Below are 26562 nucleotides of genomic sequence, written 5' to 3'. Positions count from 1 at the left end.
CCCGCAACCTTTGCAACCGCCGCCAGTCCCCGCGCAGTGCGGCGCTCCTTTGCGCCTCCGCGTCATATAACGGTCCTCGCACCCATGCAGCAACGCCTGCCCGCCTTGCCTGCCATGGCAAAACCCGCTAAGCCCCTGCCCGACCCTGACAAAGGAAACTGTCTCATGTCCGCGCCCAAGAAAGTCGTGCTGGCCTATTCCGGCGGCCTCGATACATCGATCATCCTGAAATGGCTGCAAACCGAATATGGCTGCGAGGTGGTGACCTTCACCGCGGATCTCGGCCAGGGCGAAGAGCTGGAGCCCGCCCGCGAAAAGGCCGTGATGCTGGGGATCGACCCAAAGAACATCTATATCGAGGACGTGCGCGAGGAATTCGTGCGCGATTTCGTGTTCCCGATGTTCCGCGCCAATGCGGTCTATGAGGGGCTGTACCTTCTGGGCACGTCCATCGCGCGGCCCCTGATTTCCAAGCGGCTCGTCGAGATTGCCGAAGAAGTCGGCGCCGATGCGGTCGCACATGGCGCGACCGGCAAGGGCAACGATCAAGTCCGTTTCGAACTGGCAGCCTATGCGCTGAACCCTGATATCAAGGTCATCGCGCCGTGGCGCGAGTGGGATCTGTCCAGCCGCACCAAACTGCTGGATTTCGCCGAGAAAAACCAGATCCCGATCGCCAAGGACAAGCGCGGCGAAGCGCCATTTTCGGTGGATGCGAACCTTCTTCACACCTCATCCGAAGGCAAGGTGCTGGAAGATCCCGCCGAAATGGCGCCCGATTATGTCTATCAGCGCACCGTCCACCCCGAGGATGCACCGAACGAGCCTGAATTCGTCGAAATCGGGTTCGAGCGCGGCGATGCCGTGTCAATCAACGGCGAGGCGATGAGCCCCGCAACTGTCCTGACCAAACTGAACGAACTGGGCGGCAAACATGGCGTTGGCCGGCTGGACCTCGTCGAAGGGCGTTTTGTCGGCATGAAATCACGCGGAATCTACGAGACCCCCGGCGGCACGATCCTGCTTGAGGCGCATCGCGGGATCGAAAGCATCACGATGGATCGCGGCGCGATGCACCTCAAGGACCAGCTGATGCCGCAATACGCCGAACTGATCTATAACGGCTTCTGGTTCTCACCCGAACGGAGCATGTTGCAGGCCGCCATCGACGCCAGCCAGACGCATGTCACCGGAACTGTCCGGCTCAAGCTCTACAAGGGCAGCGCACGCACGGTCGGTCGCTGGTCGGACCATTCGCTGTATTCCGAGGCGCATGTGACGTTCGAGGACGATGCAGGCGCCTATGACCAAAAGGACGCCGCCGGCTTTATCCAGCTGAACGCCCTGCGGCTGAAACTGCTCGCCGCGCGGGATCGCCGTCTGAAAGGCTGAAACCCGCTTGAAAGGGCAGCGCAACCTGCCCTTTCAATGTTCCAAAAATACTCAAATAATGTCGATTAAAGCACAGGCCGCCCTTATCTGGGCGACCGTTTTGCCAATATCCGCTGCAGCGTCCGCCGATGCATGTTCAGACGCCGCGCGGTCTCGGATACATTGCGGTCACACAGCTCATATACGCGCTGGATATGCTCCCACCGGACGCGGTCGGCACTCATCAGGTTTTCCGGCGGTGGCGGCAGTTCGTCTCCCGTGGCCATCAGGGCGTTGATGATGTCGGTGGCGTCGGCAGGTTTTGACAGATAGTCGGTCGCACCAATCTTGACCGCCGCGACGGCCGTGGCGATGGCGCCATAGCCGGTTAACACCACCACGCGGCTTTCCGGACGTTTCTCGCGGATCACTTCGACCACGTCCAGACCGTTGCCATCCTCCAACCGCAGATCACAGACGGCATATGCAGGGGGCCGGGCCGTCGCACTGGCGCGCCCTGCCTTGACCGAGGTGGCGACATCCACGTCGAACCCGCGCTTCTCCATGGCCTTGGCCAGTCGGCGCACGAACGCCTCATCATCATCGACCAAAAGCAGCGATTTATCGTCGCCCAGATCCAGTTCGGTATCGGCCATGGCGCGCTTCCAGTTCCTGATTGTCCCCGAGCGAGGATTTAGTCCGTTACCATGCACTGGTCAAACCGGGCCGTCCAGCCAGTCAATCGGCGTTCAGGAAGCACTGCACCTGGTCTGCCATCTGCTCGCCCGTCACATCGCGGCGGAAGAATTCGACAAACCCATGGCCGGGCATCGTGAAGTAAGTGAAGGTCGAGTGATCGACCAGATAATAGTCTTCCTCGCCCGGCGCCGCTTCCTGCGCCTTGTAATAGGTGCGGTAGGCTTGGCTGGCTTCGCGCACCTGCTCGGGCGATCCGGTCAGGCCCAGCATCCGGGGGTGCATCGCGTCGGTGTAGTCCGCGACCACTTCGGGCGTATCCCGGGTTGGATCGATGGAGATAAAGACCGGCTTGACCATCACGCCGCGCTCTTCCAGGATGCTGACCGCCTCGGCGTTGCGGGCTACGTCCAGCGGGCAGACATCCGGGCAGAATGTATAGCCAAAGTAGATCAACGCCGGCTCATCCAGAACATCGGCGCTGGTCACGGTCTTGCCTGTTTCGTCGATCAGCGTGAAATCGCCGCCGATATCTCCGCCGCCGGCAACCGCTGTACTGCGGCATTCGGCGAAATCGCCTCCCGAACGCCCCGTCGTCATCATGTAAATGCCCGCGGCCAAAGCGATGATTGCGGCGGCTATGGTGGTGATCAACAGACGCGACATATTGGATCCTTCAGGGTTTTAGAACGGGTTTGCGAACCCGGCTTCTGGGCAAGAACGCCCTACTGTGCCACATCTAACAAAAGATACCGGGCACGCAACGGGGCGATTTACCGCATATGGCGAACCAACCATCACAGGCGCAGGTCGCGCCCAAGCGCAGGGGCAGCTGGATTCGGTTGCGCACGCTGATCCTGCTGCGCTGGTGGGCTGTCATCGGCCAGATCACGGCGCTGATCGTCGCCGAACGCGCGCTGCATCTGAACTTGCAAATTGGCCTGTGCTACATGGTGATTGGCGCGTCGATCATCAGCAATCTGGTCGCGTCGCTGGTGTTCCCGGTCAACAAGCGCCTGACCGAGGCTGAAAACCTGGCGATGGTGCTGTTCGATCTGATCCAGCTGGGGGTGTTGCTCTATTTGACCGGCGGCTTGAACAATCCGTTTTCGATATTGATTGTCGGGCCCGTTGTGGTGTCGGCGTCCTCGTTGTCATCGCGTTCGACCATATTTCTGGGCCTGACGGCGATCCTGATCGTGTCAGTTCTGGCGCGGTTCAACCTGCCGCTGACCACCGATGACGGCTTTGTCATGCGGGTGCCGGTCATCTTCCTGTTCGGCAATTGGGTGGCGATCGTCATCGGGATCGTATTCCTCGGGGTTTATTCACGCTGGACCGTCAATGAAATGCGCGCCATGTCCGGCGCGCTTCAGGCCACGCAAATGGCCCTCGCCCGCGAGCAGAAGCTGACCGACCTGGGCGGTGTCGTCGCAGCCGCAGCGCATGAGCTGGGCACACCGCTTGCCACGATCAAGCTGACCAGCGCCGAGCTGGCGGACGATCTGCCCGAAGGCAGTGATGCGCGCGACGATGCGCTGCTGATCCGCGATCAGGCGGACCGGTGCCGCGATATCCTGCGGTCGATGGGCCGCGCCGGTAAGGACGATCTGCATCTGCGCCACGCCCCCCTGACCGCCGTCATCGACGAGGCGGCCGGCCCGCACGCCCAGCGCGGCAAGGCGCTGCTGTTCGATCACGCCCCGGTGGGCAGCGCACCCCAGGAGCCGCCCGTCATCCCGCGCCGCCCCGAGATTATCCACGGCCTGCGCAACCTGATCCAGAATGCCGTGGATTTCGCAGACAGCCGCGTCTGGATCGAAACCCGTTGGTCGGATCAAATGATCGCATTGCGTATCATGGATGACGGACCCGGCTATCCACCCCACCTGCTGGGCCGGATTGGCGATCCGATGATGCGCCGCCGCGCGCGCGGCCCCATTTCCAACCGGCCCGAATACGAGGGGATGGGCCTTGGTTTGTTCATTGCCAAAACGCTGCTGGAGCGGTCGGGCGCGACCCTCAGCTTCGCCAACGGGGCCGATTCGTTCCGGGGCGATTCGATCCGGCGCGAACGTATTGGCGCAGTGGTCGAAGTGGTCTGGCCGCTCGCTGAACTGGCGCAATACAGCACCGCAGGCAGCGGCGGGATCGGCCAGAATATCCCCTTTACGCACTGAATTCGCCGGTTTTCTCTGAAATACGCATGGATCTGCGCGTTACTTAACTCGCCGTTAACTCAGATTGCGCAGTGTTTTCGTCAGGGAAAATGCAAAAGGGACAGACGCATGGCTGCGATACCGCTGACGCTATGGCTGGGATTGGCCGCGATGGCCGGGGCGATTTCAGTCGCTGTCCTGTGGCTGATCGGTCGGTGGACACCTGAAACGCATGGCAGGCGGGGCATCTCGCCAACTGGCGGCAATGATGCGGTATTTCTCTTTCAGGACGATCATATGTTCGATCACCATTCCGGGGCCCTGCCGGATACACCGAATACATCGCTGGCCTGGCCAGAACTGCGCGCATGGTTTGAACCGCGCTTTGCCGGCCTTCCACAGACGCTGAAACATCTGACAGAAGATCAGGGGCTTTCCATCCGCTCATGCGAAGACGGTGACACCGCCGAACTGCGCCTGCTGCGCACCCAGCACGGAACCCGCGTAACGCTGTGCGATCCCCCCCATTCCTGCCCCGGTGAGCGACACCAGATGCTGGCCCAGCGCACGCGCCTGATCGAAGAGACAGAGGTGCTGCACGCCGCCCACTATCCGATCTGGAAGACCTCCCATGACGGCACGACCCTGTGGCAAAATGCAGCCTGCCGCGCGGCTTTTGATCCCGACGCGCAAGAGGTGACCATTCCGGAACCCGACCAGAACAGCGTCAGCCGATTTTCCATCACCCCTGTCAATGGCGGCCGCCCGGTATGGTACGAAGTGCATTCCGCCGCCTATCCGTCGCTGGTGCTGCATCACGCCATCGACATAACCAAGATCGTGACAGCCGAAACCATGCAGAAGGACTTTGTTCAGACCCTGACCAAGACATTCGCCTATCTGACCATTGGACTCGCCGTTTTCGACCGCAACCGAAAGCTTGCCCTGTTCAATCCCGCGTTGGTGGATCTGACATCGCTTCCGGCCCATTTTCTCAGCGCGCAGCCGGATCTGATGGCCTTCTTCGACAACCTGCGCAACCGCCGCGTCATGCCCGAACCGCGCAGCTACGCCACGTGGCGTACACAAATCAGCAACGTGATCGAAAGCGCCCAGGGAGGTCTGTATCAGGAAACCTGGTCACTGCCGAACGACGTGACCTACCGCGTCACCGGTCGGCCCCATCCCGACGGCGCGGTCGCCTTTCTGTTCGAGAACATCAGCGCCGAAGTCATGCTGGCCCGGCGGTTCCGGGCGCAGCTGGACTTGCGGCAATCTGCGCTGGATTGCCTGCCAGATGCGGTGATGGTGATTGGCGCTGACAACGTTCTGGCCTTCTGCAACGCTGCGGCAACGCGGCTGCTGGGGATCGATCCCGATATCTGCTTTGACGATATGACAGTGCCCGATCTGATAGGCGCCTGCGCCGCCGTGCTGCCTGCCCCGGCAGTCTGGCGCGACATCGAGGCCAGCCTCAGGACGCGCGGCCAGAGTGGCGGGATACATAAAACCGTGCCGGGGCACGGTCACAATCATCAATGCCGGTTGGAGCCACTGCCGGGCGGCGCCTGCATGATGACCCTTCAGACTCAGCCGGGAGTACCCCAGAAGGCAGCCGTCGCAGCCATAGCAGGCTGAACGCGGTTGCAGGCATCGGTGCCATGTGTAGTGTCCCGTCATGCACAAGTCGCACACACGCACGCTTACCTCGGACAGTCCTGACCGGACCTGCGCCATCGCCCACCGGCTGGCGCCGCTTCTGATGTCTGGGGACGTCCTGCTGTTGACAGGAGACATCGGCGCCGGCAAAACCCACTTTGCCCGCTGCCTGATCCAGTCTCTGCTGCCGGTGCCCGAAGACGTGCCGTCGCCCACTTACACGCTGGTTCAGACCTACCCCGGTCCCAAATCGGAAATCTGGCATGCGGACCTGTATCGGCTATCGGATACAAACGAGGTTTTTGAACTCGGTCTCATCGATGCGTTTGACAGCGCGATCTGTCTGATCGAATGGCCGGACCGGCTGGGCGATCTGGCGCCACCCGGGGCGCTTCGTCTGACGCTGGCCGCACTTGCCGACCCAAGCGCGCGATTGCTGACCCTTGAATGGCGCGGCGAGAACTGGACAAAACGTATTGAGGATCTCCTGGATGACTGACCGCACGGCCAAGGCCATGAATTTTCTCAGCCAAACCGTCTGGGCGGGGGCGACTGCGGCGGCGCTGGCCGGGGATGCGTCGAACCGCCGGTATCTTCGCATCCGGAAAGGCGACGAGACAGCCGTCCTGATGGACGCGCCGGCCGAACGCGGCGAAGACGTGCGCCCTTTCATCACCATTGCCGAGCATCTTTTGGCGCTTGGGCTAAGCGCACCGCGCATTCTGGCGCAGGATATCGATCAGGGATTTCTGCTGATCGAGGATCTGGGCGACGATCTGTTTGCGCGGATCATCCCGAGGCATCCGGAAATCGAGATCGACCTTTACCGCGCCGCCACTGACGTGCTGATTGAACTGCACAAGGCCGTCGCGCCGGCCGATCTGCCGTCATATGATACCGAACTCATGGCGCAGATGGCGGCCTTGGCTCTCGATTGGTATGCTGGTGCTGATGACGCGGCTCTGCGCGCGGACTTCATTAATGTGATGTCCCGGACCCTGGCCACGCATTGCGCAGGCCACGAGGTGCTGATCCAGCGCGATTACCATGCAGAGAACCTGTTGTGGCTGCCAGACCGCTCTGGGGCTGCCCGTGTTGGCCTGCTGGATTTTCAGGACGCGATGCGCGGGCATGTGGCCTATGATCTGGTGTCGCTGCTTCAGGATGCGCGGCGCGATGTGCCAGCCGGATTAGCGACCCAGATGATCGACCGGTATGTTTCGATGACAGGGCAGGACGATGCGGCGTACCAAGCGGCCTATCATGTGCTGGGTGCACAGCGTAACCTTCGGATTCTCGGGGTTTTTGCGCGGCTTTGCCTGCGCGATGGCAAGGCCCATTACGTCGATCTGATCCCGCGCGTCTGGGCACATCTGATGCATGATCTGAACCACCCCGCAATGGCCGACGCCGCGCCGCTTGTCCGCCGGGCATTGCCCGAACCAACATTAACCTTCCGTGAGGATCTGAAAAGCCGATGCGCACTGAACCAGACGCAATAATGCTGTTTGCCGCCGGGTTTGGCACACGGATGGGCGCGCTGACGGCGGATCGCCCAAAACCGTTGATCGTGGTTGCAGGGCAGCCTTTGCTGGATCATGCGCTAGATATCGCGACGGCGGTGCCTGTATCGCGAATTGTGGTTAACGCCCATTACAAGGCCGACCAGATCGCGGCGCATTTGAGCGGGCGTGACATACAGATCGCGTATGAAACACCGGAAATTCTGGACACTGGCGGCGGTCTGCGTGCCGCGCTGCCGATGCTGGATGCGGCCACGATCTATACGATGAACACCGATGCCGTCTGGCGCGGGCCTAATCCCCTGCGCCTGCTGTCCGACGCGTGGCAGCCCGACATCATGGATGCGCTGCTTTTGTGCCTACCCCCAACCCAAGCAATCGGGCATGTGGGCCCGGGCGATTTCCTGCGGTCCGAGGACGGCACCCTGTCGCGGGGCGCCGACCTGATTTACTCGGGCGTCCAGATCATCAAGGCCGAGACGTTGGAGGATACACCGCAAGGTGCGTTTTCGCTGAACATGGTTTGGGACAGACTGCTGGCAACGGGGCGGCTGCACGGCTGCATCTATGCCGGCAAATGGTGCGATGTGGGCCATCCCGGTGGTATCACGCTGGCCCAGGACATGCTGAGCGCGCCTGATGTTTGATCCCTCGGAACACGCGCGCGTCTTTGGCCTGCCGCCCGGCGTCGACTTTCCCGCCGCGCTGGTCGATGGCGTGCTGGACCGGCTGAGGGATACCCCGCCCGAGGCGATGGGCCGCGTGCATCTGATCGTCAACACAAGGCGCATGGCGCGGCGCATCCAAGCGCTGCTGAGCGATGGGACCGCGCGGCTGCTTCCCCGGATCTCGCTGGTCACCGATCTGGGGCGCGACTGGCGGATGGCGGATATCGCCCAGCCCGCGCCGCCGCTACGCCGGCGGCTGGAGCTGATCCAGCTTATTTCGTCCCTGCTGGACCAGCAGCCGGGGCTGGCGCCGCGCACCGCGCTGTATGATCTGGCCGACAGCCTTGCCAGGCTGATGGACGAGATGGAGGGCGAGGGCGTGTCGCCTGACGTCATCGATCAACTGGATATCAGTGACCAATCAGGCCATTGGGAACGCATCCGCGCCTTTCTGAATATCGTGCGCCACTTTACCGAAGGGCGCGGCGCGGCCGGCGCCGAGGCGCGTCAGCGGCAGGTGGTGCGGCGCACGATCAGCGGCTGGCAGGATGCGCCGCCACAGCATCCTGTGTTGCTGGCCGGCTCCACCGGGTCGCGCGGCACGACTCAGCTGCTGATGCAGGCGGTGGCCAACCTGCCGCAAGGCGCGGTTATTCTGCCCGGCTATGATTTCGACATGCGGGCCAGCGTCTGGGGCGCGCTGGACGACCCCATGCTCAGCGAGGATCATCCGCAATATCGTTTTTATGCGCTCCGCGCCGCGTTGGGGCTGGAGGGGATCGAGCGCTGGTCAGAGGCGCGCCCACCCAGCCCGGCGCGTGCGCGCCTTGTGTCGCTGGCCCTGCGCCCTGCCCCGATCACCGACCAATGGCTGGAAGAAGGGCCAAGGCTGGAGGGTATTGTGGGCGCCATGCAGGGCGTGACCCTGCTGGAGGCCCCTTCCCAGCGGATCGAGGCGCAGTGCATCGCCATGCGTCTGCGCGCGGCGGCTGAGAACGGCCAGACCGCCGCGCTGATCACCCCCGACCGCAGCCTGACGCGCCGCGTTGCTGCGGCGCTGGACCGGTGGGGCATCCTCCCCGACGACAGCGCCGGGGTGCCGCTGCACCTGTCACCGCCGGGCCGGTTCCTGCGCCATGTGGCCGAACTGTCGCTTGGGCCGCTGACGGCCGAGTCGTTGCTGACGCTGCTCAAACACCCGCTGACCCATACCGGCGGCGAACGCGGCGCGCATCTGCGCCTGACCCACGAGCTGGAGTTGCATCTGCGCCGCAATGGGCCGCCCTACCCGGGACCCAGCGACATCACAGCTTGGGCGGCGACGCTGAGCGAGCCACTGGCGGCAAACTGGGCGGGCTGGATCGCCAGCCATATCGCCGGGCAGGACGCACCCGACGCCCTACCGCTGGACGCACGCGCCAACGCTCATATCGTGGCAGCCGAGGCTATCGCGCAGGGCTGCGACACAGGCGCGGCCAGCGAACTTTGGCAGAAGGACGCGGGCAAGAAGGCGCGCGAGATTTGCAATATGCTGGTCGCCGAGGCGCCCCATGGCGGCGACATGATAGCGACCGACTACGCGACCCTATTTACCGCGATCCTGCAGGGCGAAGAAGTGCGCAGCGCCACCAATCCCCATTCCGGTATCCTGATCTGGGGCACGCTGGAGGCCCGCGTTCAAGGCGCCGACATGCTGATCCTTGCCGGCCTGAACGAGGGCAGTTGGCCGGAATCCCAGCCGCCCGATCCGTGGCTGAACCGCGCGCTGCGCCATCAGGCCGGGCTGCTGCTGCCTGAACGGCGGATTGGCCTGGCGGCGCATGATTTCCAGCAGGCGGTCCTGTCGGGCGAGGTGTGGATCACCCGCAGCGTGCGGTCGGACGATAGCGAAACGGTCGTTTCGCGCTGGCTGAACCGTCTGCAAAACCTGCTGGCAGGCTTGCCGGAACAAGGGGGCAAGACCGCGCTGGACGACATGCGTGCACGCGGGCAGATCTGGCTGGATAAGGCCGCCTTGCTGGAGGCCGTCACCCCAATCCCGCCCGCCCCGCGCCCGGCCCCCTGCCCGCCGGTGGATGTCAGGCCAAACCGCCTGTCAGTGACCGAAATCAAGCGCCTGATCCGCGACCCCTACGCCATTTACGCCAAGCACGTCCTGCGCCTGCGCCCGCTGAACCCCTTGATGCAGGCCCCCGATGCCTTGCTGCGCGGCATTGTCCTGCACGAAGTGCTGGAACGCTTTATCAAGGACAGCGTCGCCGATCCCAACCGCCTGACACGCGAGGCGCTCATGGAATTGGCGCAGCAGGTTCTGACGCGCGACGTGCCTTGGGCCGAGGCGCGGGCCCTGTGGCTGGCCCGTCTGGAACGTGTCGCCGACTGGTTCATCGACACTGAAATCGCGCGCCGCGACTTGGCGACGCCCACCGCGTTCGAGGCGCGCGGGCAGGCGGTGATGGCCGATCTTGGCTTTACCCTCGTGGCCGAGGCCGACCGGATCGACATCGACACGGACGGGCGGCTGCATCTGTATGATTACAAGACCGGCAAGCCTCCCTCGAAGAAAGAGCAGGCGATTTTTGACAAACAACTGCTGCTCGAGGCCGCGATTGCCCAGCGCGCAGGGTTCGGTGATCTGGCGCCCTGCGATGTGGCCCGCGCGATCTATATCGGCCTTGGCAGCACCCCTGCCGAAGTGCCCGCACCGCTGGAGAACGAGCCCGCCGAAAAGGTCTGGCAGGGCCTGCACGATCTGATTTCTGCCTACCGCGATCTGCGGCAGGGTTACACGGCCCGCCGCGCGATCCAGCGCAAGGACGAGGTGGGCGATTACGACCAGCTTGCGCGCTTTGGCGAGTGGGACATCACCGACGATCCGGCCCCGCAGGAGATGCCATGATGCAGCGCGACGATGCCACACTGCGCCAGATGGCAGCGGCGCGCCCGGACATGTCGACATGGCTCAGCGCCAATGCCGGTTCGGGCAAGACGCGGGTTCTGACCGACCGGGTGGCGCGCCTGCTGCTGGACGGGGTCGATCCGCAGCATATCCTGTGCCTGACCTACACCAAGGCCGCCGCCAGCGAGATGCAGAACCGCCTGTTCCTGCGGCTGGGCGCGTGGGCGATGCTGGAAGAGGACACACTGACCGCCGCGCTGAGTGATCTGGGCGTCGCCGGACCGCTGAGCGATACCGCCCTGCGCGATGCGCGGCGCCTGTTTGCCCGCGCGATCGAAGCGCCCGGCGGGTTGAAGATCCAGACGATCCATTCCTTCTGCGCCTCCCTGCTGCGCCGCTTTCCTTTGGAGGCGGGGGTCAGCCCGCAGTTTGTCGAAATGGAGGACCGGACCGCCAAGCTGCTGCGTGCCGAGATCGTCGAGCAGATCGCAGCTGGTCCTGATGCGGCCAAACTCTATGCACTGGCGCGTCACCATACCGGCGAAACGTTGGATGATTTGACCGCTGAGATCGCTGGCAAGGCGCCCCTGTTCGATGAAACCTGGACCCAGGCCGGGATGGCCAAGGCGCTGGGCCTGCGCCCGGATGCAACGCGACGCGGCCTCGAAAGCGACGTGTTTCATGGCCATGAAACCCAGCTATTGACCAAGTTAGTATCTGCCTTGAGCGTCGGCAGCACAAACGACATCAGAGCTGCAGCCAAGCTGAAGCGCATCAATGCGCTGGACTTCAGCTCCCTTCCCATCCTCGAGGACGCATTCCTGACGAAATCCGGCAAGGCGCCCTTCACCGTCTCCACCCGCTTTCCGACCAAGGCGACCCGCGCCGCGCTGAGCGATACGATGGATCTGATCGATGCGTGGATGCACCGTGTCGAGGCTGCCCGCCCGCAGCGCATCGCGCTGGAGGCGCTGTATTTCAGCACCGCCTTGCACGAATTCGCCCAGATATTCCTGCCCGCCTATGCACGCGCCAAACAACTGCGCGGCTGGCTGGATTTCGATGATCTGATCCTGCGGGCGCGGGCCCTTCTGACCCGATCGGACGTGGCGGCGTGGGTGCTGTTCCGGCTGGATGGCGGCATAGATCACATTCTGGTGGACGAGGCGCAGGATACCAGCCCGGTGCAATGGCAGGTGATCGACCGGCTGGCGCAGGAATTCACCAGTGGCCTTGGCGCGCGGCAGGATGTGCAGCGCACGATCTTTGTCGTCGGAGACAAGAAACAGTCGATCTATTCCTTTCAGGGCGCCGATCCGCGCGAATTCGACCGGATGCAGCGCGACTTTGCCGAGCGGTTGGAGGCGGCCGGTACGCCCCTGCAAACCCAGAGGCTGGAACATTCGTTCCGCTCTTCCAGCGCCATTCTCGATACCGTCGACGCCACGTTTCACGGGCGCGAGGAATCGGGGTTTTCCCCGGAACAGAGCCACATTCCCTTTTGGTCCGCCCTGCCCGGCCGCGTCGATCTGTGGCCGGTCAAACCCGCGCCTGAGGCATCCGATGATCCGCCATGGCACATGCCTGTCGACGTGCGCGCCGAAAGCGACCCCGACATCGTACTGACCGGGCAGATCGCGGATGCCATCGCCCAAATGATCTCTGACGCGCAGCCCATCCCCGAGGGCGACGGCATGCGTCCGGTTTGCGCCGGCGATTTCCTGATCCTCGTGCAGCGCCGCGCCGCGCTCTTTCACGAGATCATCCGCGCCTGCAAAGCGCGCGATCTGCCCATCGCCGGGGCCGACCGGCTGAAGGTGGCTGGCGAACTGGCGGTCAAGGATCTGGCGGCGATCCTGTCCTTTCTCGCCACGCCCGAGGATGATCTGTCGCTCGCCGTTGCCCTACGCTCGCCCATTTTCGGCTGGGACGAGGCGCAGCTATACGGCTTGGCGCAGGGGCGGCGGCATAAATATCTGTGGGAGGCGCTGCGCGAGCGTGCGGCGGAATTCCCCGAAACCATGCAAATCCTGAACGATCTGCGCGATCAGTCCGAATACATGCGCCCCTATGATCTGATCGAACGTATCCTGACGCGCCACGATGGCCGCCGCCGCATGCTGGCCCGGCTGGGGTCCGAGGCCGAGGACGGCATCGACGCACTATTGTCGCAGGCAATGGCCTACGAGCGGCGCGCGGTGGACAGCCTGACCGGGTTTCTGGTCTGGCTGGAAACCGACGATATGGAAATCAAGCGCCAGATGGACAGCGCCGGCGACCGCATCCGCGTGATGACGGTCCACGGCGCCAAGGGGCTGGAGGCCCCCGTTGTCATCCTGCCGGAAGCGGGCAAGCGGCAGATCACGATCCGCGACCAGATCCTGAAAACCGGCGGCGCTCCGCTGTGGCGCATGCGCGCGGGCGCAATGCCAGAGGCCCAGACCGCCATCGTCGAGGCCATGAAAGACGCGCAAGAGGCCGAGCGCGATCGCCTGCTATACGTGGCGATGACGCGCGCCGAAAAATGGCTGATCGTCGCTGCGGCCAAGGATCCCGGCGATGGCGGCGACAGCTGGCTGGCAAAGATCCGCGAAGGCATGACGCGGCTGGGCGCGTTGCCGCACCGCTTTGACGGCGGCGACGGCCTGCGGCTGGAGCGCGGCGATTGGGCGGCGGTCAATGTAGTCCCGTCCGTCGCGGAACCGGCTCAAAAGACCCAGCTAGAGCCGTATTTTCGTGCCCCTGCCCCCACGCCACCGGACGAGGTTCAAACGCGCCGCCCATCCGATCTGGGCGGCGCCAAGGCATTGCCCGGCGATCCCGGCCAGGACGAGGAAACCGCCAAGAAGCGCGGCCGCCAGATCCATGCCCTGCTGGAATTCCTGCCGACCCTGCCCGAGGCTGACTGGCCCGGCGCAGCCGCGTCCATCCTGGGCCAGGGGCCGGATGCAGCAGATCCGGCCCAGACAGAGGCGCTGCACGCCGAGGCGGCGCACGTCCTGCAAGACAAGTCCCTCGCCCACCTATGGGGCCCGGATGCCCTGCCCGAGGTCGGCATCATCGGCGACATTCCCGGTCTGGGGCGTCTGCAAGGCATCATCGACCGGCTGATCATTCGCGGCGACACCGTGCTAATCGTTGACTTCAAATCCAACATTCTGGTTCCCGGCAGCCCGGGCGACTGCCCCGAAGGCCTGCTGCGGCAGATGGGCGCCTACGCCGCCATGGCCGCGGAAACCTACCCTGACCGCCATATCCAAACCGCTATTCTCTGGACCGCCACCGCAACGCTGATGACCCTGCCCCTTGAGGCCGTGACCGCTGCACTGCATCGGACCGGGGCAACTTGACCTTGGCGGCATCGCTACTTAGGTATCGACAGAACCCAAACGCAGGAGAGCAACATGGCCACCGTAGCCGTCACTGACGATACTTTCGACGCCGAAGTGAAGAATTCCGACATCCCCGTCGTGGTCGATTTCTGGGCCGAATGGTGCGGCCCCTGCAAGCAGATCGGACCCGCACTGGAAGAACTGTCAGCCGAAATGCAGGGCAAAATAAAAGTCGTCAAGGTCGACGTCGACAGCAACCCGAACTCGGCCGTTGCGATGGGCGTGCGCGGTATTCCGGCGCTGTTCATCTTCAAGAACGGCGAAGTGGTGTCGAACCGCTCGGGCGCCGCACCCAAGGCCGCCCTCCAAAGCTGGATCGAAGACTCGATCTGATCTTTGCTGTTTCACGATATCCAAAGGGCGCCGCATGTGGCGCCCTTTTTGCATGCCGCGCCGCAGAACTTGCAGTCTGGCGGCACGGCTTCCATATAGTCCCAAAGACATAAGGAGCGATCACATGGCGAGCGAGCAATTCCCCGGATGGCATGGCACCACCATCATCGGCGTGCGCAAGGGCGGCGAAGTGGTGATCGCAGGCGATGGGCAGGTCAGTCTGGGCCAGACCGTGATCAAGGGCACCGCGCGCAAGGTGCGCCGCCTCAGCCCCGGTGGCTTTGACGTGGTCGCAGGATTTGCCGGGTCCACCGCCGATGCCTTTACCCTGCTGGAACGGCTGGAGAGCAAACTGGAGGCGACCCCCGGCCAGTTGCAACGCGCAAGTGTCGAACTGGCCAAGGACTGGCGCACCGACAAATACCTGCAAAAGCTGGAGGCGATGCTGATCGTCACCGATGGCGCCGAGCTTTACGTCATCACCGGCGCCGGCGACGTGCTGGAGCCCGAACATGACGTGACCGCCATCGGATCGGGCGGCAACTACGCCCTCGCCGCCGCGCGCGGCATGATGGACAGCGATCGCAATGCCGAGCAGATCGCCCGCGACGCGATGGCGATCGCCGCTGACATCTGTGTCTATACCAACGGCAATCTGACGGTCGAGATGATCGCCAAATAAGCCGCCGAAAGGACCCCCAATGACCGACCTTACCCCCCGCGAAATCGTCAGCGAACTGGATCGCTTCATCATCGGCCAAAAGGACGCCAAGCGCGCCGTCGCCGTCGCCCTGCGCAGCCGCTGGCGCCGCAGGCAACTGGCCGATGACCTCCGCGACGAGGTCTATCCCAAGAACATCCTGATGATCGGGCCCACCGGCGTCGGCAAGACCGAGATCAGCCGCCGTCTGGCCAAACTGGCCCGCGCCCCCTTTATCAAGATTGAGGCGACGAAATTCACCGAGGTCGGATATGTCGGTCGCGATGTCGAGCAGATCATCCGCGATCTGGTCGAATCCGCCATCGCCATGATCCGCGAGCAGATGCGCGAGGATGTCGCCTCCGCCGCCCGCACGGCCGCCGAGGAGCGCGTCATCACCGCCATCGCCGGCGAGGATGCCCGCGAAGGCACGCGCGGATTGTTCCGCAAAAAGCTGAAATCGGGTGAATTGGACGATACAATCATCGAGTTGGACGTCGCCGACAACTCGAACCCCATGGGCATGATGGACATTCCCGGCCAGCCCGGCGGCGGCCAGATGGGGATGATGAACCTTGGCGATATCTTCGGTAAGGCATTCGGCGGGCGCACCGTGAAACGCAAGATGACCGTCGCCGACAGCTATGACATCCTGATCGGCGAAGAGGCCGACAAGCTACTGGATGACGAAACGGTCAACCGCGCAGCGCTGGACGCGGTTGAGCAGAACGGCATCGTCTTTCTGGACGAGATCGACAAGGTCTGCGCGCGCAGCGACGCACGCGGCGGCGACGTCAGCCGCGAGGGCGTGCAGCGCGACCTGTTGCCGCTGATCGAGGGCACGAATGTCAGCACAAAGTACGGAACGGTGAAAACCGACCATATCCTGTTCATCGCGTCGGGCGCGTTTCACATCGCCAAACCGTCCGATCTGCTGCCGGAATTGCAGGGCCGCCTGCCCATCCGGGTCGAACTGCGCGCCCTGACCGAAGGCGATTTCGTGCGCATCCTGACCGAAACCGACAACGCGCTGACCCGCCAATACACTGCCCTGATGAAAACCGAGCAGGTCACTGTCACCTTCACCGAGGACGGTATCGCCGCCCTTGCGCATATCGCGGCCGAGGTGAACGCATCGGTCGAAAATATCGGCGCCCGCCGTCTCTATACGGTGATGGAGCGGGTGTTCGAAGAACTCAGCTTTAACGCGCCCGAACGAATTGGCGATGAGGTCACGGTGAATCGGGCCTTCGTCGACAAGAACCTGGGCGAGCTGGCCAAATCCACCGATCTCAGCCGGTACGTTCTCTGACGGTGTAGCGCTTGCGGGCTTTTTCTTGGTGAAAATACCCAATTCCGGCCTACCATCCGGCGCGGCGGCCCTGTTACCGGGGGCGTCGCAAATAAACGTAGTAGGCACCACCGCCGCCGTGGCGATTATGCGCATTCGTCACCTGCATCACCAGACCGGACAGCGGCGGAATACTTAGCCAGTGGGGCACATTATGGCGCAGCACACCCTGGCGCACCGGCATCGGACCGTCTGTATCGCTGCGACGCCCCTTGCCCGTGATGACCAGAACCAGCCGTTTACCCTGCCCGTGGGCGCGAAAGATGAACCCTGACAGCGCACCATGGGCGCGGTCCACCGTCATACCGTGCAGGTCAATGCGCGCCTCTGGCGACAGCTTGCCCCGTTTCAGCTTGCCGTAAGCCTTGCGGTCCATGGTGACCGGCAGCGCGCGCATTCGGTCCGTCAGCCCTGGCAGAACGTCATGCACCGGTCCACCGCGCGCCGCCTTTTGCCCCAGCGCAAATGGCTTGACCGGTTGGGGCGCCTCAGGCGCGGACTGGACCGGACGGTCAAGCGTTTGCGCGGGTGGTTTCGGACGCGGCTGAACCGGGTTCAGCGGTGTCGCGGTGCGGGCGACCTGCGTCCACAGGTCAAGCTCATCAGGGCGAAGGCGTCGGCTGCTCATCACATGGCATCCGGTGCCATCGCATAAGCGCGTTGAATCGGCATCAAAACCAGCATCCGGCCCTCATCGCGCAGCGTACCGGCAGCGCGGCCTGCCGCGTCACCCGTCCCCATGAACAGATCAGCCCGCTGTGCGCCCTTGATCGCCGATCCGGTATCCTGGGCCACCATCAGGCGGTGAACGGGCTGGACCCCCGCCTTTTCGATCCAGACCGGCGCGCCCAGCGGGACAAAGGCCGGGTCGACCGCGATCGACCGCCCTGTGGTAATCGATCGGTTCATCGCACCGCGCGGCCCGTCAGCGGGATCCAGATCGTCGATCCGGCGAAAAAAGACATAGGACTCATTGTGAAACAGCAGTTCGGCCCCTTCTTCGGGATTCCGACGCACCCAGTTTTTGATCACCTGCGCCGATACCTGATGCACCTCGTAAATGCCGCGACGGACCAGTTCGGCCCCGATAGAGCGGTATTCGTGCCTGTTAGAGCCACCATAGCCCACGCGGATCATGCGCCCATCTGGCAGGCGAATCCGACCCGATCCCTGGATCTGAAGGAAAAACAGTTCGACCGGGTCATCGACCCATGCAATTTCAAGGCCGCGATCCTTCATGTCCGGGCCTGTTTCGATCTCGCGGCGCGTCAGCCATGGCCCCTCGATCTGCGCCTCGGGCGGCTGGCGATAGAGCGGATATTGAAACCGTCCTGAGCGGCGCAGCGATCCGTCAAGCTCGGGCTCGAAATAGCCAGTAAAAAGGGCAGACCTGCCTTCGCTGATCAGGACGGGGCGAAAAAACAGCTCAAAGAAATCGCGCGCCCCCGGCTTTTGCTGAGCAAACGCGCAGAGGGGGCGCCAATCGATGTCTTTCATGTCCGGGCACGTCTGGGTAAAAACACCCAGCGCGCTGGCATGATCGTCAGCCTCCCAACCTTCAAGATCGGCAAAGCTGAGAATATCGTAGTTCACATCGGACGCTGTGGCACAGCCGGGCCATGGCAGCGCCAGCGTTATCGCGACAACAGCCGCCCTGATCATTCGCCCGTGGCGACGAGCCGCCAGTTGGGATCGTCGGCACCCATGACACGTTCGAAGGTCCAGACGTCCTTTTGACGCTTCGATTTGTCAGGCTCGCCCTCCACGATTTCACCGTCCGGGCCGCGCACGACCGAAACCAGCTCGCCCACGAATCTAACGGTGATTTCCGCCGTTCGAGTAGCGGCGTCAAACGCGGCCGAGGACAGTGTCATATCGCGAATCCCGATAAAATCAGCCTCGATGGTCAGACCTTTTTCTTCGCGGATGGCGATTACTTCGGCGAATGAATTGTAGACATCCTCCGACAGGAAGGGGCGCATATCGTCCATTTCGCCGCGTTCGAACGACATCAGGATCATCTCGTATGCGCCGCGCGCACCGCCGAGGAAATCGGTCACGCCAAAGGATGGCTCGGCGCGCTTCATCTCGGCGAGGGCTGCGGCAGAATCACTGCCCTCGGGCACGTGATCGATAATGTCGTGGTCCGGGCCACCTTCGATCACTTCCAGATTGTGGGTACGCGGTGTGGGCGCACCCTGCACCTCGTGCGGGGGCTCGTGGCCGTCGCGGGTTCCCAGAACGCTTCTGAGCCGCAGGATCAGGAAAACAGCGATGCCGGCAAGCACCAGAAGCTGCAAAACGGGCGAGTTCATTGATACCTCATTCAGGCAAAGCGTTGAAAAACGTGTATTGTTGACCTTATGTAGGCATGAGTGCGCGGCAAGTCCACCTTGGCGCGCCGTAAAACAAAGGAGTTGCCCCCTCATGTGGCTATTGCTGGCGTTCATCGTCGTCCCGCTGATCGAAATCGGTCTGTTTATTCAGGTCGGCGGCATCATCGGATTGTGGCCAACGCTTCTGATCGTCCTGCTGACGGCGATTCTGGGCACCTGGCTTGTCCGGGCGCAGGGGGCGGTGACCTTGGGACAGCTTCGCGGCTCGTTTTCGCAGCAGACCGACCCGACCGAACCGCTGGCGCATGGTGCAATGATCCTGATCGCCGGCGTCCTGTTGCTGGTGCCCGGGTTTTTCACCGATGCGCTGGGGTTCGCGCTGCTCACGCCGCCGTTTCGGCGCGCGGCATTCGCCTATCTGCGCAAGCGGATCAATGTCCAAAGCTTCGCCGCCGGACCGCAAGACGCGCCGCGCGCACAAGGCCCGACCACCATAGAGGGTGATTATCACGAGGTTTCGCCTGACGATGAGCCACGCGGCCCATCAGGCTGGACGAGGGATTGAGACAGCCACGCCAACCTGCTATTTCAGGCGCATATTCCGCCTAACGAGGAGACAACGATGGCCGAGCAGGAAAACGGCGCCGATGGCGCGCAGGACCAACAGCAGCAACAGCCCCAGGTAAAAATGAACACCCTCACGCAGTTCGTGCGCGATCTGTCGTTCGAAAATATTCTGGCACAGCGCGGCACCGGCGGCGAAGTACAGCCCGTTATCACGGTCAACGTCCATCTGGAGCCGAAAAAGCGCAACGCCGAGCACCAGTATGAGGTGATCGCCAAGCTCAAGATCAATTCCAAGAACAAGGGCACCGATGAGGACCTGTTCGTGCTGGAACTGGAATATGCGGGCGTTTTCCACATCGAAGGTGTTCCCGAGGATCAGCTGCATCCGTTCCTGATGATCGAATGCCCGCGCATGATGTTCCCGTTCTTCCGCCGCATCGTATCGGACGTGACGCGCGACGGTGGCTTCCCGCCGCTGAATCTGGAAAATATCGACTTCGTGGCGATCTACCGTCAGGAAATCGCACGTATTCAGGCCGAAAAAGGCCAGCGCGCCGACGCCTGATCGCGCGGTGCGGCACTCTTTCAGGCCACCTGTGTCACGGCGTGGCCTGAAAGACCTTAACCCGGCTTATCCCATAGCGGCGCATCGCCCAATGTCTTGACGAACGCGCTATGCGCTTGGGCCTCGGCGTCACTCAGGCGGGCGGGCAGGGGGTGTTGCCTGGGGGCAGGGCGCCATGCATTATGTGTCTCTGTTCCCTTGGTTTGGGTCTGATCTGCACCCAGAACCAGGTCGGGTTGACGCCCGCCAATCAGCTCCAGATACACTTCGGCCAGTATTTCGGAATCGAGCAGGGCGCCGTGTAGCGTGCGCGCGCCATTGTCGATGTTGAAACGGCGGCACAGCGCGTCCAGGGACGCGGGAGAGCCGGGAAATTTCTTGCGCGCGATGGCCAGCGTGTCGATGGCCTGCTCCCATGGTAATTGGGGCAGGCGCAGCCAGCGCAGTTCGGCATTCAGGAATTTCATGTCAAACGCAGCGTTATGAATCACCAGTTTGGAATCGCCGACAAAGCTGAGAAATGCCTGCGCGATATCGGCAAATAGCGGCTTGTCCCGCAAGAAATCATCGCCTAGCCCATGCACCTTGAACGCATCTTCGGGCATGGCGCGCTGCGGGTTGATATACTGGTGATACGTCCGCCCGGTCGGCATGTGGTTCAGCAGCTCGACACCGCCGATTTCAACGATACGATCGCCCTGTTCAGGCTCGAATCCAGTGGTTTCAGTGTCTAGCACGATCTCACGCATGGTGCAGACCTTTCCTGATGTCATCCACAATAGCCTGCACCTGCGCGCGGGCATGTTCAAGCGTATCGGTGGTGACCACCCATGTCGCGCGGGCGCGTTTTTCAGCATCCGGCATCTGTTTGGTCAAAATCGCGCTGAACTGCGCCTCGCTCATCGTGTTGCGGGCCAGAACGCGGGCGCGCTGAACCTCGGGCGGGGCGGTCACGCAGATGGTGGCGTCCATCGTCGCGTCAAACCCGCTTTCAAACAGCAGAGGAATGTCGAGAACGGCAATATCAGCCTCTGTTGCGGCCAAAAATGCCTGTCTGTCGGCAGCGACCAACGGGTGAACAATAGCCTCGATCCGGGCGAGGGCGGTGTCATCCGCCGCGATGATCGCCTTGAGCCGGGTGCGCGACACACCGTCATCCTCGATCGCGTCCGAAAATTCGGACCGCATCGGCGCAACGGCTGCGCCGTCTGGCGCATACATGTCATGCACCGCGGTATCCGCGTCCCAGACGGCACAGCCCAGGTCCGCAAACATGCGCGCCGTGGTCGATTTACCCATGCCGATCGATCCGGTCAGTCCCACCAGATACGTCATCGCAGCGCGGCATCCCGCGTGGCGGCGTCGACCTCGGGCCTCTTGCCAAACCACCGCTCGAACCCTGGAACCGCCTGATGCAGCAGCATCCCAAGGCCGTCGACGGTATGGCATCCCATTTCTTCTGCAGTTTCCAATAGCTGCGTGCGCAGCGGGGCATAGACGATGTCAGTGACGACGGCACCCTTTTGCAGACCCTGCAGCGGCACATCCAAGGAGGGCTGGCCGACCATTCCCAGCGACGTGGTATTCACCACCGTCGCGCAATGCTCCAGCATGTTTCCCGCCTGCCTCCAGTCGAACACGCGTATCCGCTTGCCAAATTCCTGCGCCAGCGCGTCGGCGCGCATGCGGGTACGGTTCGACAGCAAAATTTCCGGCACGCCCGCATCCAGAAGCGCCACGATCACAGCGCGCGATGCGCCGCCAGCCCCCAGCACAGCCGCAGGCCCGTTGGCGCCGTCCCAGCCGCACGGGGCATTTTTCAAATTATTGATAAATCCGTAACCATCTGTATTATCAGCATGGATTTTCCCATCCTTGCCGAAAATCAGTGTGTTGGCGGCCCCGATCAGCGCCGCGCGATCGGTTACTATATCGACCAGTCCCAGCACCTTTTCCTTGTGCGGGATCGTGATGTTGGCACCTACAAACCCGGCCTTGGGCAGAGTCCGCAATACCTCGGCCAGGTTTTCAGGACTGACATTCATCGGAACATAATGCCCCGGAAGATCCATCACCGTCAGCCAGTGACGGTGAATTCTGGGGGATTTCGAATGGGCGATAGGCGATCCTATCACACCCGCCAGAGGTATGGTCTGATCCGTCATGTGTCCAACACTCCCCGCGTCGTCAGAAAGCCGAGCAGCTCCAGCAGGGGCAGGCCCAGCACATGGAAATAGTCGCCGGTGATACGCCCGAACAACCGCACGCCTTCCTCTTCCAGTTTATAGGCGCCGACGGAATGGCGGATGCTGTCCCAGTTGCGCGCCACATAATCATCCGTATAGGAATCGGATACATCACGCATCTGCATCTGCACAACACCTACATGACGCCAGACAGACGCACCTCCCTGACATATGACAGCGGCGGATATCAGACGGTGGACCTGACCGCGCATCTGCGCCAGTTGGGTGATCGCGGCCTCTGGCGTACCGGGTTTGGACAGGATTAGTCCGTCCAGATCCAGAACCTGATCGCAGCCTATGACCAAAGCCTCTGGATAGCGTTCGCTGATCTTTCGCGCTTTCATCTCGGCCAGGGCATCGGCGATATCACGCGGCGATACGCCATCGGCGATCAGCGATGCCTTGGCGCTATCCTCATCGACGCGAGCGCCCATCACATCAAAGACGACTCCGGCATTGCGCAGCAACGTACTGCGAATTTCCGAGTTCGAGGCAAGGATAATGCGGACAGACATGTGGACAACTCCATGAGCAAGTGGGGGAGGGTTGGCCCGTGTTATCCACATTTTGGTGCAACCGCCACGCAGATGGGGACAGACGAGCTGCGCCAGCCCCGTTCGCGGGTGTCATACCACTGTGGATTGTATGGAATCTGCGGCTGTAGGAATCACCTGCCGCGAAGTTTATCCCAAAGGCGGGGATCATCCTCAGGGAAAGAGAAACATCGGTAAAAAGCCTTATACACAAGGGTATTTGTCCACGCTATATCCGTATGTGTCGCAGTGAATGAACAGTGTTATCCACAGGGTGGATCACTGTGGACAGATCTGTGGGGAATACAATAATCCACAGAGTCTGGCGGCCCTACCTAATCATCATCTTTTTCTATATTTCTTTCATTTATTAGTAAGTCCATCCCGGCGGAGACGTTCCATGATCCCAATTCTCGCAGAGCTTTACCTTTGGACAAAGGCGCTTCATATCGTGTCGGTCATCGCCTGGATGGCCGGTCTGTTCTATTTGCCCAGGTTGTTCGTCTATCACACCGAAGCAGCGCGGAGGGGCGACAGCCGCGACGAAATATTCCAGGTGATGGAGCGCAGACTTCTGCGCGCGATAATGAGCCCGGCGATGGTTGCCACCTGGCTGTTTGGTCTGGCGCTGGTTCTGACACCTGGTATTGTCGATTGGTCGTCTGTCTGGCCTTGGACCAAGGCAGCCGGTGTGCTGGGAATGACGTGGTTCCATCAATGGCTGGGCCTGCGTCGCAAGGAGCTTGCAGCAGGTACCTGCACCGTCAGCGGTCGTACGTTCCGGATTATGAACGAGGTGCCGACCCTTCTGCTGATTGTCATCGTTTTTTCCGTTGTTCTGAAGTTCTAGGCTGATTGACTCGGGCGGCTTGCACGCGTATTCACCGCCCAAGCGCCCCGTCCGGGGCTATGCAATTCCCTGATGATCCAATCGATGTTTGCGCCGACGCGCCTGTGAGGCTGATCCATGTCCGATGATGACCGTTTGAACCTGTGCGATCTAAAGGCGCATACCGCCAAGCATCTTCTGTCTATGGCCGAAGAGCTGGAGATCGAGAACGCCTCGACCATGCGCAAGGGCGAGATGATGTTCTCGATCCTGAAAGAGCGGGCCGAGGATGGGTGGACCGTGTTCGGCGATGGCGTGATTGAGGTCTTGCAGGACGGTTTCGGGTTCCTGCGCTCGCCCGAGGCGAACTATCTGCCCGGCCCGGACGATATCTACGTGTCGCCCGAGATGATCCGGCGCTATTCGCTGCGCACCGGGGATACCATCGAAGGCGAAATGAAGCAGCCCGATGATACCGAGCGTTACTTTGCCCTGACCAGCGTTGAACAGATCAATTTCGAGGATCCGCAAAAGGCACGTCACAAGATCGCATTCGACAACCTGACGCCGCTTTATCCTGACGAGCGTCTGACGCTGGAAATCGACGATCCGACGATCAAGGATAAAACTGCGCGAATCATCGACCTGGTCGCGCCAATCGGCAAGGGCCAGCGCTCGCTGATCGTCGCGCCGCCGCGCACGGGTAAAACGGTGATTCTGCAAAACATCGCGGCAAGCATCGAACGCAACCACCCGGAGATTTATCTGATCGTCCTGCTGATTGACGAGCGACCCGAAGAAGTCACTGACATGCAACGCTCGGTCAAGGGCGAAGTCGTCAGCTCGACCTTTGACGAACCCGCAACGCGCCACGTTGCCGTTGCTGAAATGGTGATTGAAAAGGCAAAGCGTCTGGTCGAACATAAACGAGATGTTGTGATCCTTTTGGACTCTATCACAAGACTTGGTAGGGCATACAATACGGTTGTGCCGTCCTCGGGCAAGGTTCTGACAGGCGGTGTCGATGCAAACGCCCTGCAAAGGCCCAAGCGGTTCTTCGGTGCGGCGCGCAACATCGAAGAGGGCGGATCGCTTACCATTATCTCGACTGCGCTGATCGATACCGGCAGCCGCATGGACGAAGTCATCTTTGAAGAGTTCAAAGGCACCGGTAACTCCGAGCTGGTGCTTGATCGCAAGATCGCGGATAAACGCGTGTTCCCAGCCATCGACATCCTCAAATCGGGCACCCGCAAAGAGGAACTTCTGGTCGACAAGATGGACCTTCAGAAGACGTTCGTTCTGCGCCGCATTCTGAACCCGATGGGAACAACGGACGCCGTCGAGTTCCTGATTTCCAAGCTCAGACAGACCAAGACGAATGCCGAGTTCTTCGATTCGATGAATACCTGACACTTCAGTCAACGGGGGAACGGTCGTGGAGACGATCTTTGCAATGTCCTCAGCGCAGGGCAAGGCGGGTGTATCTGTGCTGCGTGTCTCCGGTCCGCAGGCGTTTGATGCATGCCGCAGCCTGTGCGGCGATGTTCCGCCTACGCGTGTCGCGTCGCTCCGCCTCCTGACGGATGCTGACGGGGTGTTACTGGACCAGGCCCTGGTACTGACCTTTGCAAAAGGGGCCAGTTTTACCGGTGAAGAAAGTGTTGAATTCCAAGTACATGGAAGCATTGCAGTTGTTTCTGCTGTATTGAGCAGGTTGGCGGACATGCCAGATCTCAGGATGGCTGATCCCGGAGAGTTCACGCGCCGCGCGTTGGATAACGGATGTCTGGATGTTGCCCAGATCGAAGGTCTTGCCGATCTTATCGATGCTGAAACCGAGGTGCAGCGCACTCAGGCGTTACGGGTTCTGTCTGGGGAACTTGGCGCGCGGGCCGAAGGGTGGCGGCGCGATCTGATCCGCGCGGCTGCTTTGATTGAGGCGACAATTGATTTCGCGGATGAGGATGTTCCTGTAGACGTATCGCCGGAGGTCACAGGGCTGATTTCTGGTGTAATTGGCGATCTCGATCGCGAAATTTCAGGCGTCGTCGTAGCTGAACGGATCCGAACAGGGTTCGAAGTGGCGATCCTTGGCGCGCCGAATGTCGGTAAATCGACATTGTTGAACGCTTTGGCGGGCCGCGATGCCGCCATCACCTCAGATGTCGCAGGTACCACGCGGGATGTGATCGAGGTGCGGATGGATCTCAGGGGGTTGCCGGTCACGCTTTTGGATACAGCGGGCCTGCGTGATACAGCCGACCGTGTCGAGGCGATTGGCGTCGAAAGAGCAAAATCGAGGGCCGTATCAGCAGATTTGCGGGTTTTTTTGGTGGAACCTGGCGAAACACCTCCCTTGGAACCACTTGCCGACGATATTGTACTGCTCGCGAAAAGTGATATTCAAACCGGTGATTACCCCGGTATTTCAGGGCAGACCGGCGCGGGTATCGATAAGTTGGTAGCTCAAATAGCCGATATCTTGAGCCAGCGTGCCGCGAGGGCGGGGATCGCGGTCAGGCTGCGGCACCGCGACGCGATGCTCAGGGGCATTGACTGTCTTCGTGCGGCGAAGAATTTGATCGATACTGCTCCGGATATGGCAGATCTGGCGGCAGAAGAGTTGCGCAGCGCTGTTCGGGCGCTTGATTCTCTGGTAGGTCGTGTAGATATCGACAATGTTCTGGATGAGATCTTCGCCAGTTTTTGCCTCGGGAAATGAGGAGTGTTTC

The 26562-nt window shown here is 61.8% G+C and carries 25 protein-coding genes; 16 read left to right on the top strand and 9 right to left on the bottom strand.

From position 1 onward, the window contains the following. Positions 1–165 precede the first annotated feature (165 nt). On the top strand, positions 166–1392 hold the full coding sequence (locus FGD77_RS07295; protein WP_255008003.1) for an argininosuccinate synthase: 1227 nt from the start codon (positions 166–168) through the stop codon (positions 1390–1392). A gap of 83 nt (positions 1393–1475) precedes the next feature. On the opposite strand, the gene FGD77_RS07290 is transcribed toward FGD77_RS07295, so the two are convergent. Next, positions 1476–2027, bottom strand: a complete 552-nt coding sequence (locus tag FGD77_RS07290; RefSeq protein WP_255008001.1) for an ActR/PrrA/RegA family redox response regulator transcription factor — start codon at positions 2025–2027, stop codon at positions 1476–1478. Positions 2028–2109: 82 nt separating this feature from the next. Beyond that, complete coding sequence (locus tag FGD77_RS07285; RefSeq protein ID WP_255007989.1) at positions 2110–2733, bottom strand: SCO family protein; 624 nt, start codon at positions 2731–2733, stop codon at positions 2110–2112. A gap of 116 nt (positions 2734–2849) precedes the next feature. On the opposite strand from FGD77_RS07285, the gene regB reads away from it, so the two are divergent. From regB to hslU, 10 genes are all read left to right on the top strand, one after another. Further along, positions 2850–4247: a sensor histidine kinase RegB gene (gene regB / locus FGD77_RS07280; protein WP_255007987.1), complete on the top strand. Its 1398-nt coding sequence runs from the start codon at positions 2850–2852 to the stop codon at positions 4245–4247. Between the two features lie 108 nt (positions 4248–4355). Then, complete coding sequence (locus FGD77_RS07275; RefSeq protein WP_255007985.1) at positions 4356–5864, top strand: PAS-domain containing protein; 1509 nt, start codon at positions 4356–4358, stop codon at positions 5862–5864. A 40-nt stretch (positions 5865–5904) separates the two neighbouring features. Then, positions 5905–6384, top strand: a complete 480-nt coding sequence (tsaE, locus tag FGD77_RS07270) for a tRNA (adenosine(37)-N6)-threonylcarbamoyltransferase complex ATPase subunit type 1 TsaE (protein WP_255007982.1) — start codon at positions 5905–5907, stop codon at positions 6382–6384. Next, positions 6377–7387, top strand: coding sequence for an aminoglycoside phosphotransferase family protein (locus FGD77_RS07265; protein ID WP_255007971.1), 1011 nt, complete (start codon positions 6377–6379; stop codon positions 7385–7387). The genes tsaE and FGD77_RS07265 overlap by 8 nt, the downstream gene beginning before the upstream one ends. Beyond that, positions 7363–8055, top strand: a complete 693-nt coding sequence (locus tag FGD77_RS07260) for a nucleotidyltransferase family protein (protein WP_255007968.1) — start codon at positions 7363–7365, stop codon at positions 8053–8055. Before FGD77_RS07265 ends, FGD77_RS07260 begins: the two co-directional genes overlap by 25 nt. After that, positions 8048–10975 (top strand): double-strand break repair protein AddB, encoded by a 2928-nt coding sequence (addB, locus tag FGD77_RS07255; protein WP_255007965.1) that lies wholly within the window; start codon positions 8048–8050, stop codon positions 10973–10975. Before FGD77_RS07260 ends, addB begins: the two co-directional genes overlap by 8 nt. Then, positions 10972–14325, top strand: coding sequence for a double-strand break repair helicase AddA (gene addA, locus FGD77_RS07250; protein ID WP_255007963.1), 3354 nt, complete (start codon positions 10972–10974; stop codon positions 14323–14325). Before addB ends, addA begins: the two co-directional genes overlap by 4 nt. 54 nt (positions 14326–14379) lie before the next feature. Next, positions 14380–14700: a thioredoxin gene (trxA, locus tag FGD77_RS07245; RefSeq protein WP_255007960.1), complete on the top strand. Its 321-nt coding sequence runs from the start codon at positions 14380–14382 to the stop codon at positions 14698–14700. Between the two features lie 124 nt (positions 14701–14824). Beyond that, the gene (gene hslV, locus FGD77_RS07240) at positions 14825–15382 is read left to right on the top strand and encodes an ATP-dependent protease subunit HslV (RefSeq protein ID WP_255007958.1); all 558 of its coding nucleotides are present in this window, start codon (positions 14825–14827) and stop codon (positions 15380–15382) included. Positions 15383–15401: 19 nt separating this feature from the next. Then, complete coding sequence (hslU, locus tag FGD77_RS07235) at positions 15402–16712, top strand: ATP-dependent protease ATPase subunit HslU (RefSeq protein ID WP_255007955.1); 1311 nt, start codon at positions 15402–15404, stop codon at positions 16710–16712. A gap of 73 nt (positions 16713–16785) precedes the next feature. Here hslU and FGD77_RS07230 read toward each other — a convergent pair whose 3' ends face one another. From FGD77_RS07230 to FGD77_RS07220, 3 genes are read right to left on the bottom strand one after another with little or no spacing between them, the layout of a single operon-like run. Continuing rightward, positions 16786–17379 (bottom strand): Smr/MutS family protein, encoded by a 594-nt coding sequence (locus FGD77_RS07230; RefSeq protein ID WP_255007953.1) that lies wholly within the window; start codon positions 17377–17379, stop codon positions 16786–16788. Further along, the gene (locus FGD77_RS07225) at positions 17379–18413 is read right to left on the bottom strand and encodes a murein transglycosylase A (RefSeq protein WP_255007950.1); all 1035 of its coding nucleotides are present in this window, start codon (positions 18411–18413) and stop codon (positions 17379–17381) included. Before FGD77_RS07225 ends, FGD77_RS07230 begins: the two co-directional genes overlap by 1 nt. Beyond that, positions 18410–19066: a Tim44/TimA family putative adaptor protein gene (locus FGD77_RS07220; RefSeq protein WP_255007947.1), complete on the bottom strand. Its 657-nt coding sequence runs from the start codon at positions 19064–19066 to the stop codon at positions 18410–18412. Before FGD77_RS07220 ends, FGD77_RS07225 begins: the two co-directional genes overlap by 4 nt. A 112-nt stretch (positions 19067–19178) precedes the next feature. Here FGD77_RS07220 and FGD77_RS07215 point away from each other — a divergent pair, with 112 nt between their 5' ends. Continuing rightward, positions 19179–19652 (top strand): FxsA family protein, encoded by a 474-nt coding sequence (locus FGD77_RS07215; RefSeq protein ID WP_255007937.1) that lies wholly within the window; start codon positions 19179–19181, stop codon positions 19650–19652. 57 nt (positions 19653–19709) lie between these two features. Next, positions 19710–20219: a protein-export chaperone SecB gene (gene secB, locus FGD77_RS07210; protein ID WP_255007935.1), complete on the top strand. Its 510-nt coding sequence runs from the start codon at positions 19710–19712 to the stop codon at positions 20217–20219. Between the two features lie 56 nt (positions 20220–20275). On the opposite strand, the gene dnaQ is transcribed toward secB, so the two are convergent. Genes dnaQ through FGD77_RS07190 form a run of 4 tightly spaced genes read right to left on the bottom strand, consistent with a single transcriptional unit; the run spans position 20276 to position 22980 of the window. After that, positions 20276–20968 carry a DNA polymerase III subunit epsilon gene (gene dnaQ, locus FGD77_RS07205; RefSeq protein WP_255007934.1) on the bottom strand — a complete coding sequence of 231 codons (693 nt, stop codon included), beginning with the start codon at positions 20966–20968 and terminating at the stop codon, positions 20276–20278. Next, a complete protein-coding gene (coaE, locus tag FGD77_RS07200; protein WP_255007933.1) occupies positions 20961–21554 on the bottom strand; it encodes a dephospho-CoA kinase in 594 nt (197 codons plus the stop codon). The genes dnaQ and coaE overlap by 8 nt, the downstream gene beginning before the upstream one ends. After that, a complete protein-coding gene (locus FGD77_RS07195; RefSeq protein ID WP_255007932.1) occupies positions 21551–22384 on the bottom strand; it encodes a shikimate dehydrogenase in 834 nt (277 codons plus the stop codon). The genes coaE and FGD77_RS07195 overlap by 4 nt, the downstream gene beginning before the upstream one ends. Next, entirely contained in the window at positions 22381–22980 is a 600-nt protein-coding gene (locus FGD77_RS07190; protein ID WP_255007931.1) for a nucleoside triphosphate pyrophosphatase, read from the bottom strand. The genes FGD77_RS07195 and FGD77_RS07190 overlap by 4 nt, the downstream gene beginning before the upstream one ends. A gap of 418 nt (positions 22981–23398) precedes the next feature. Between FGD77_RS07190 and hemJ the strand changes: the two genes are divergently transcribed. The 3 genes from hemJ (at position 23399) to mnmE (ending at position 26552) form a co-directional block, all read left to right on the top strand. Next, complete coding sequence (hemJ, locus tag FGD77_RS07185; RefSeq protein ID WP_255007923.1) at positions 23399–23848, top strand: protoporphyrinogen oxidase HemJ; 450 nt, start codon at positions 23399–23401, stop codon at positions 23846–23848. A gap of 117 nt (positions 23849–23965) precedes the next feature. Then, positions 23966–25240, top strand: a complete 1275-nt coding sequence (gene rho, locus FGD77_RS07180) for a transcription termination factor Rho (protein WP_255007921.1) — start codon at positions 23966–23968, stop codon at positions 25238–25240. A gap of 25 nt (positions 25241–25265) precedes the next feature. Further along, complete coding sequence (gene mnmE, locus FGD77_RS07175) at positions 25266–26552, top strand: tRNA uridine-5-carboxymethylaminomethyl(34) synthesis GTPase MnmE (RefSeq protein ID WP_255007917.1); 1287 nt, start codon at positions 25266–25268, stop codon at positions 26550–26552. The last annotated feature ends 10 nt before the right edge of the window (positions 26553–26562 follow it).

It is taken from the genome of Roseovarius sp. M141, from assembly GCF_024355225.1.
GTDB lineage: Bacteria > Pseudomonadota > Alphaproteobacteria > Rhodobacterales > Rhodobacteraceae > Roseovarius.
Note: the sequence above shows the minus strand (reverse complement) of the source record. Positions and strands in the feature narration are given on the sequence as shown.

Excerpts from the sequence above, each read along its gene's own strand:
- FGD77_RS07295 (WP_255008003.1), top strand. The coding sequence starts at position 166 with ATGTCCGCGCCCAAGAAAGTCGTGCTGGCCTATTCCGGCGGCCTCGAT.
- FGD77_RS07290 (WP_255008001.1), bottom strand. The coding sequence starts at position 2,027 with ATGGCCGATACCGAACTGGATCTGGGCGACGATAAATCGCTGCTTTTG.
- FGD77_RS07285 (WP_255007989.1), bottom strand. The coding sequence starts at position 2,733 with ATGTCGCGTCTGTTGATCACCACCATAGCCGCCGCAATCATCGCTTTG.
- regB (WP_255007987.1), top strand. The coding sequence starts at position 2,850 with ATGGCGAACCAACCATCACAGGCGCAGGTCGCGCCCAAGCGCAGGGGC.
- FGD77_RS07275 (WP_255007985.1), top strand. The coding sequence starts at position 4,356 with ATGGCTGCGATACCGCTGACGCTATGGCTGGGATTGGCCGCGATGGCC.
- tsaE (WP_255007982.1), top strand. The coding sequence starts at position 5,905 with ATGCACAAGTCGCACACACGCACGCTTACCTCGGACAGTCCTGACCGG.
- FGD77_RS07265 (WP_255007971.1), top strand. The coding sequence starts at position 6,377 with ATGACTGACCGCACGGCCAAGGCCATGAATTTTCTCAGCCAAACCGTC.
- FGD77_RS07260 (WP_255007968.1), top strand. The coding sequence starts at position 7,363 with ATGCGCACTGAACCAGACGCAATAATGCTGTTTGCCGCCGGGTTTGGC.
- addB (WP_255007965.1), top strand. The coding sequence starts at position 8,048 with ATGTTTGATCCCTCGGAACACGCGCGCGTCTTTGGCCTGCCGCCCGGC.
- addA (WP_255007963.1), top strand. The coding sequence starts at position 10,972 with ATGATGCAGCGCGACGATGCCACACTGCGCCAGATGGCAGCGGCGCGC.
- trxA (WP_255007960.1), top strand. The coding sequence starts at position 14,380 with ATGGCCACCGTAGCCGTCACTGACGATACTTTCGACGCCGAAGTGAAG.
- hslV (WP_255007958.1), top strand. The coding sequence starts at position 14,825 with ATGGCGAGCGAGCAATTCCCCGGATGGCATGGCACCACCATCATCGGC.
- hslU (WP_255007955.1), top strand. The coding sequence starts at position 15,402 with ATGACCGACCTTACCCCCCGCGAAATCGTCAGCGAACTGGATCGCTTC.
- FGD77_RS07230 (WP_255007953.1), bottom strand. The coding sequence starts at position 17,379 with ATGAGCAGCCGACGCCTTCGCCCTGATGAGCTTGACCTGTGGACGCAG.
- FGD77_RS07225 (WP_255007950.1), bottom strand. The coding sequence starts at position 18,413 with ATGATCAGGGCGGCTGTTGTCGCGATAACGCTGGCGCTGCCATGGCCC.
- FGD77_RS07220 (WP_255007947.1), bottom strand. The coding sequence starts at position 19,066 with ATGAACTCGCCCGTTTTGCAGCTTCTGGTGCTTGCCGGCATCGCTGTT.
- FGD77_RS07215 (WP_255007937.1), top strand. The coding sequence starts at position 19,179 with ATGTGGCTATTGCTGGCGTTCATCGTCGTCCCGCTGATCGAAATCGGT.
- secB (WP_255007935.1), top strand. The coding sequence starts at position 19,710 with ATGGCCGAGCAGGAAAACGGCGCCGATGGCGCGCAGGACCAACAGCAG.
- dnaQ (WP_255007934.1), bottom strand. The coding sequence starts at position 20,968 with ATGCGTGAGATCGTGCTAGACACTGAAACCACTGGATTCGAGCCTGAA.
- coaE (WP_255007933.1), bottom strand. The coding sequence starts at position 21,554 with ATGACGTATCTGGTGGGACTGACCGGATCGATCGGCATGGGTAAATCG.
- FGD77_RS07195 (WP_255007932.1), bottom strand. The coding sequence starts at position 22,384 with ATGACGGATCAGACCATACCTCTGGCGGGTGTGATAGGATCGCCTATC.
- FGD77_RS07190 (WP_255007931.1), bottom strand. The coding sequence starts at position 22,980 with ATGTCTGTCCGCATTATCCTTGCCTCGAACTCGGAAATTCGCAGTACG.
- hemJ (WP_255007923.1), top strand. The coding sequence starts at position 23,399 with ATGATCCCAATTCTCGCAGAGCTTTACCTTTGGACAAAGGCGCTTCAT.
- rho (WP_255007921.1), top strand. The coding sequence starts at position 23,966 with ATGTCCGATGATGACCGTTTGAACCTGTGCGATCTAAAGGCGCATACC.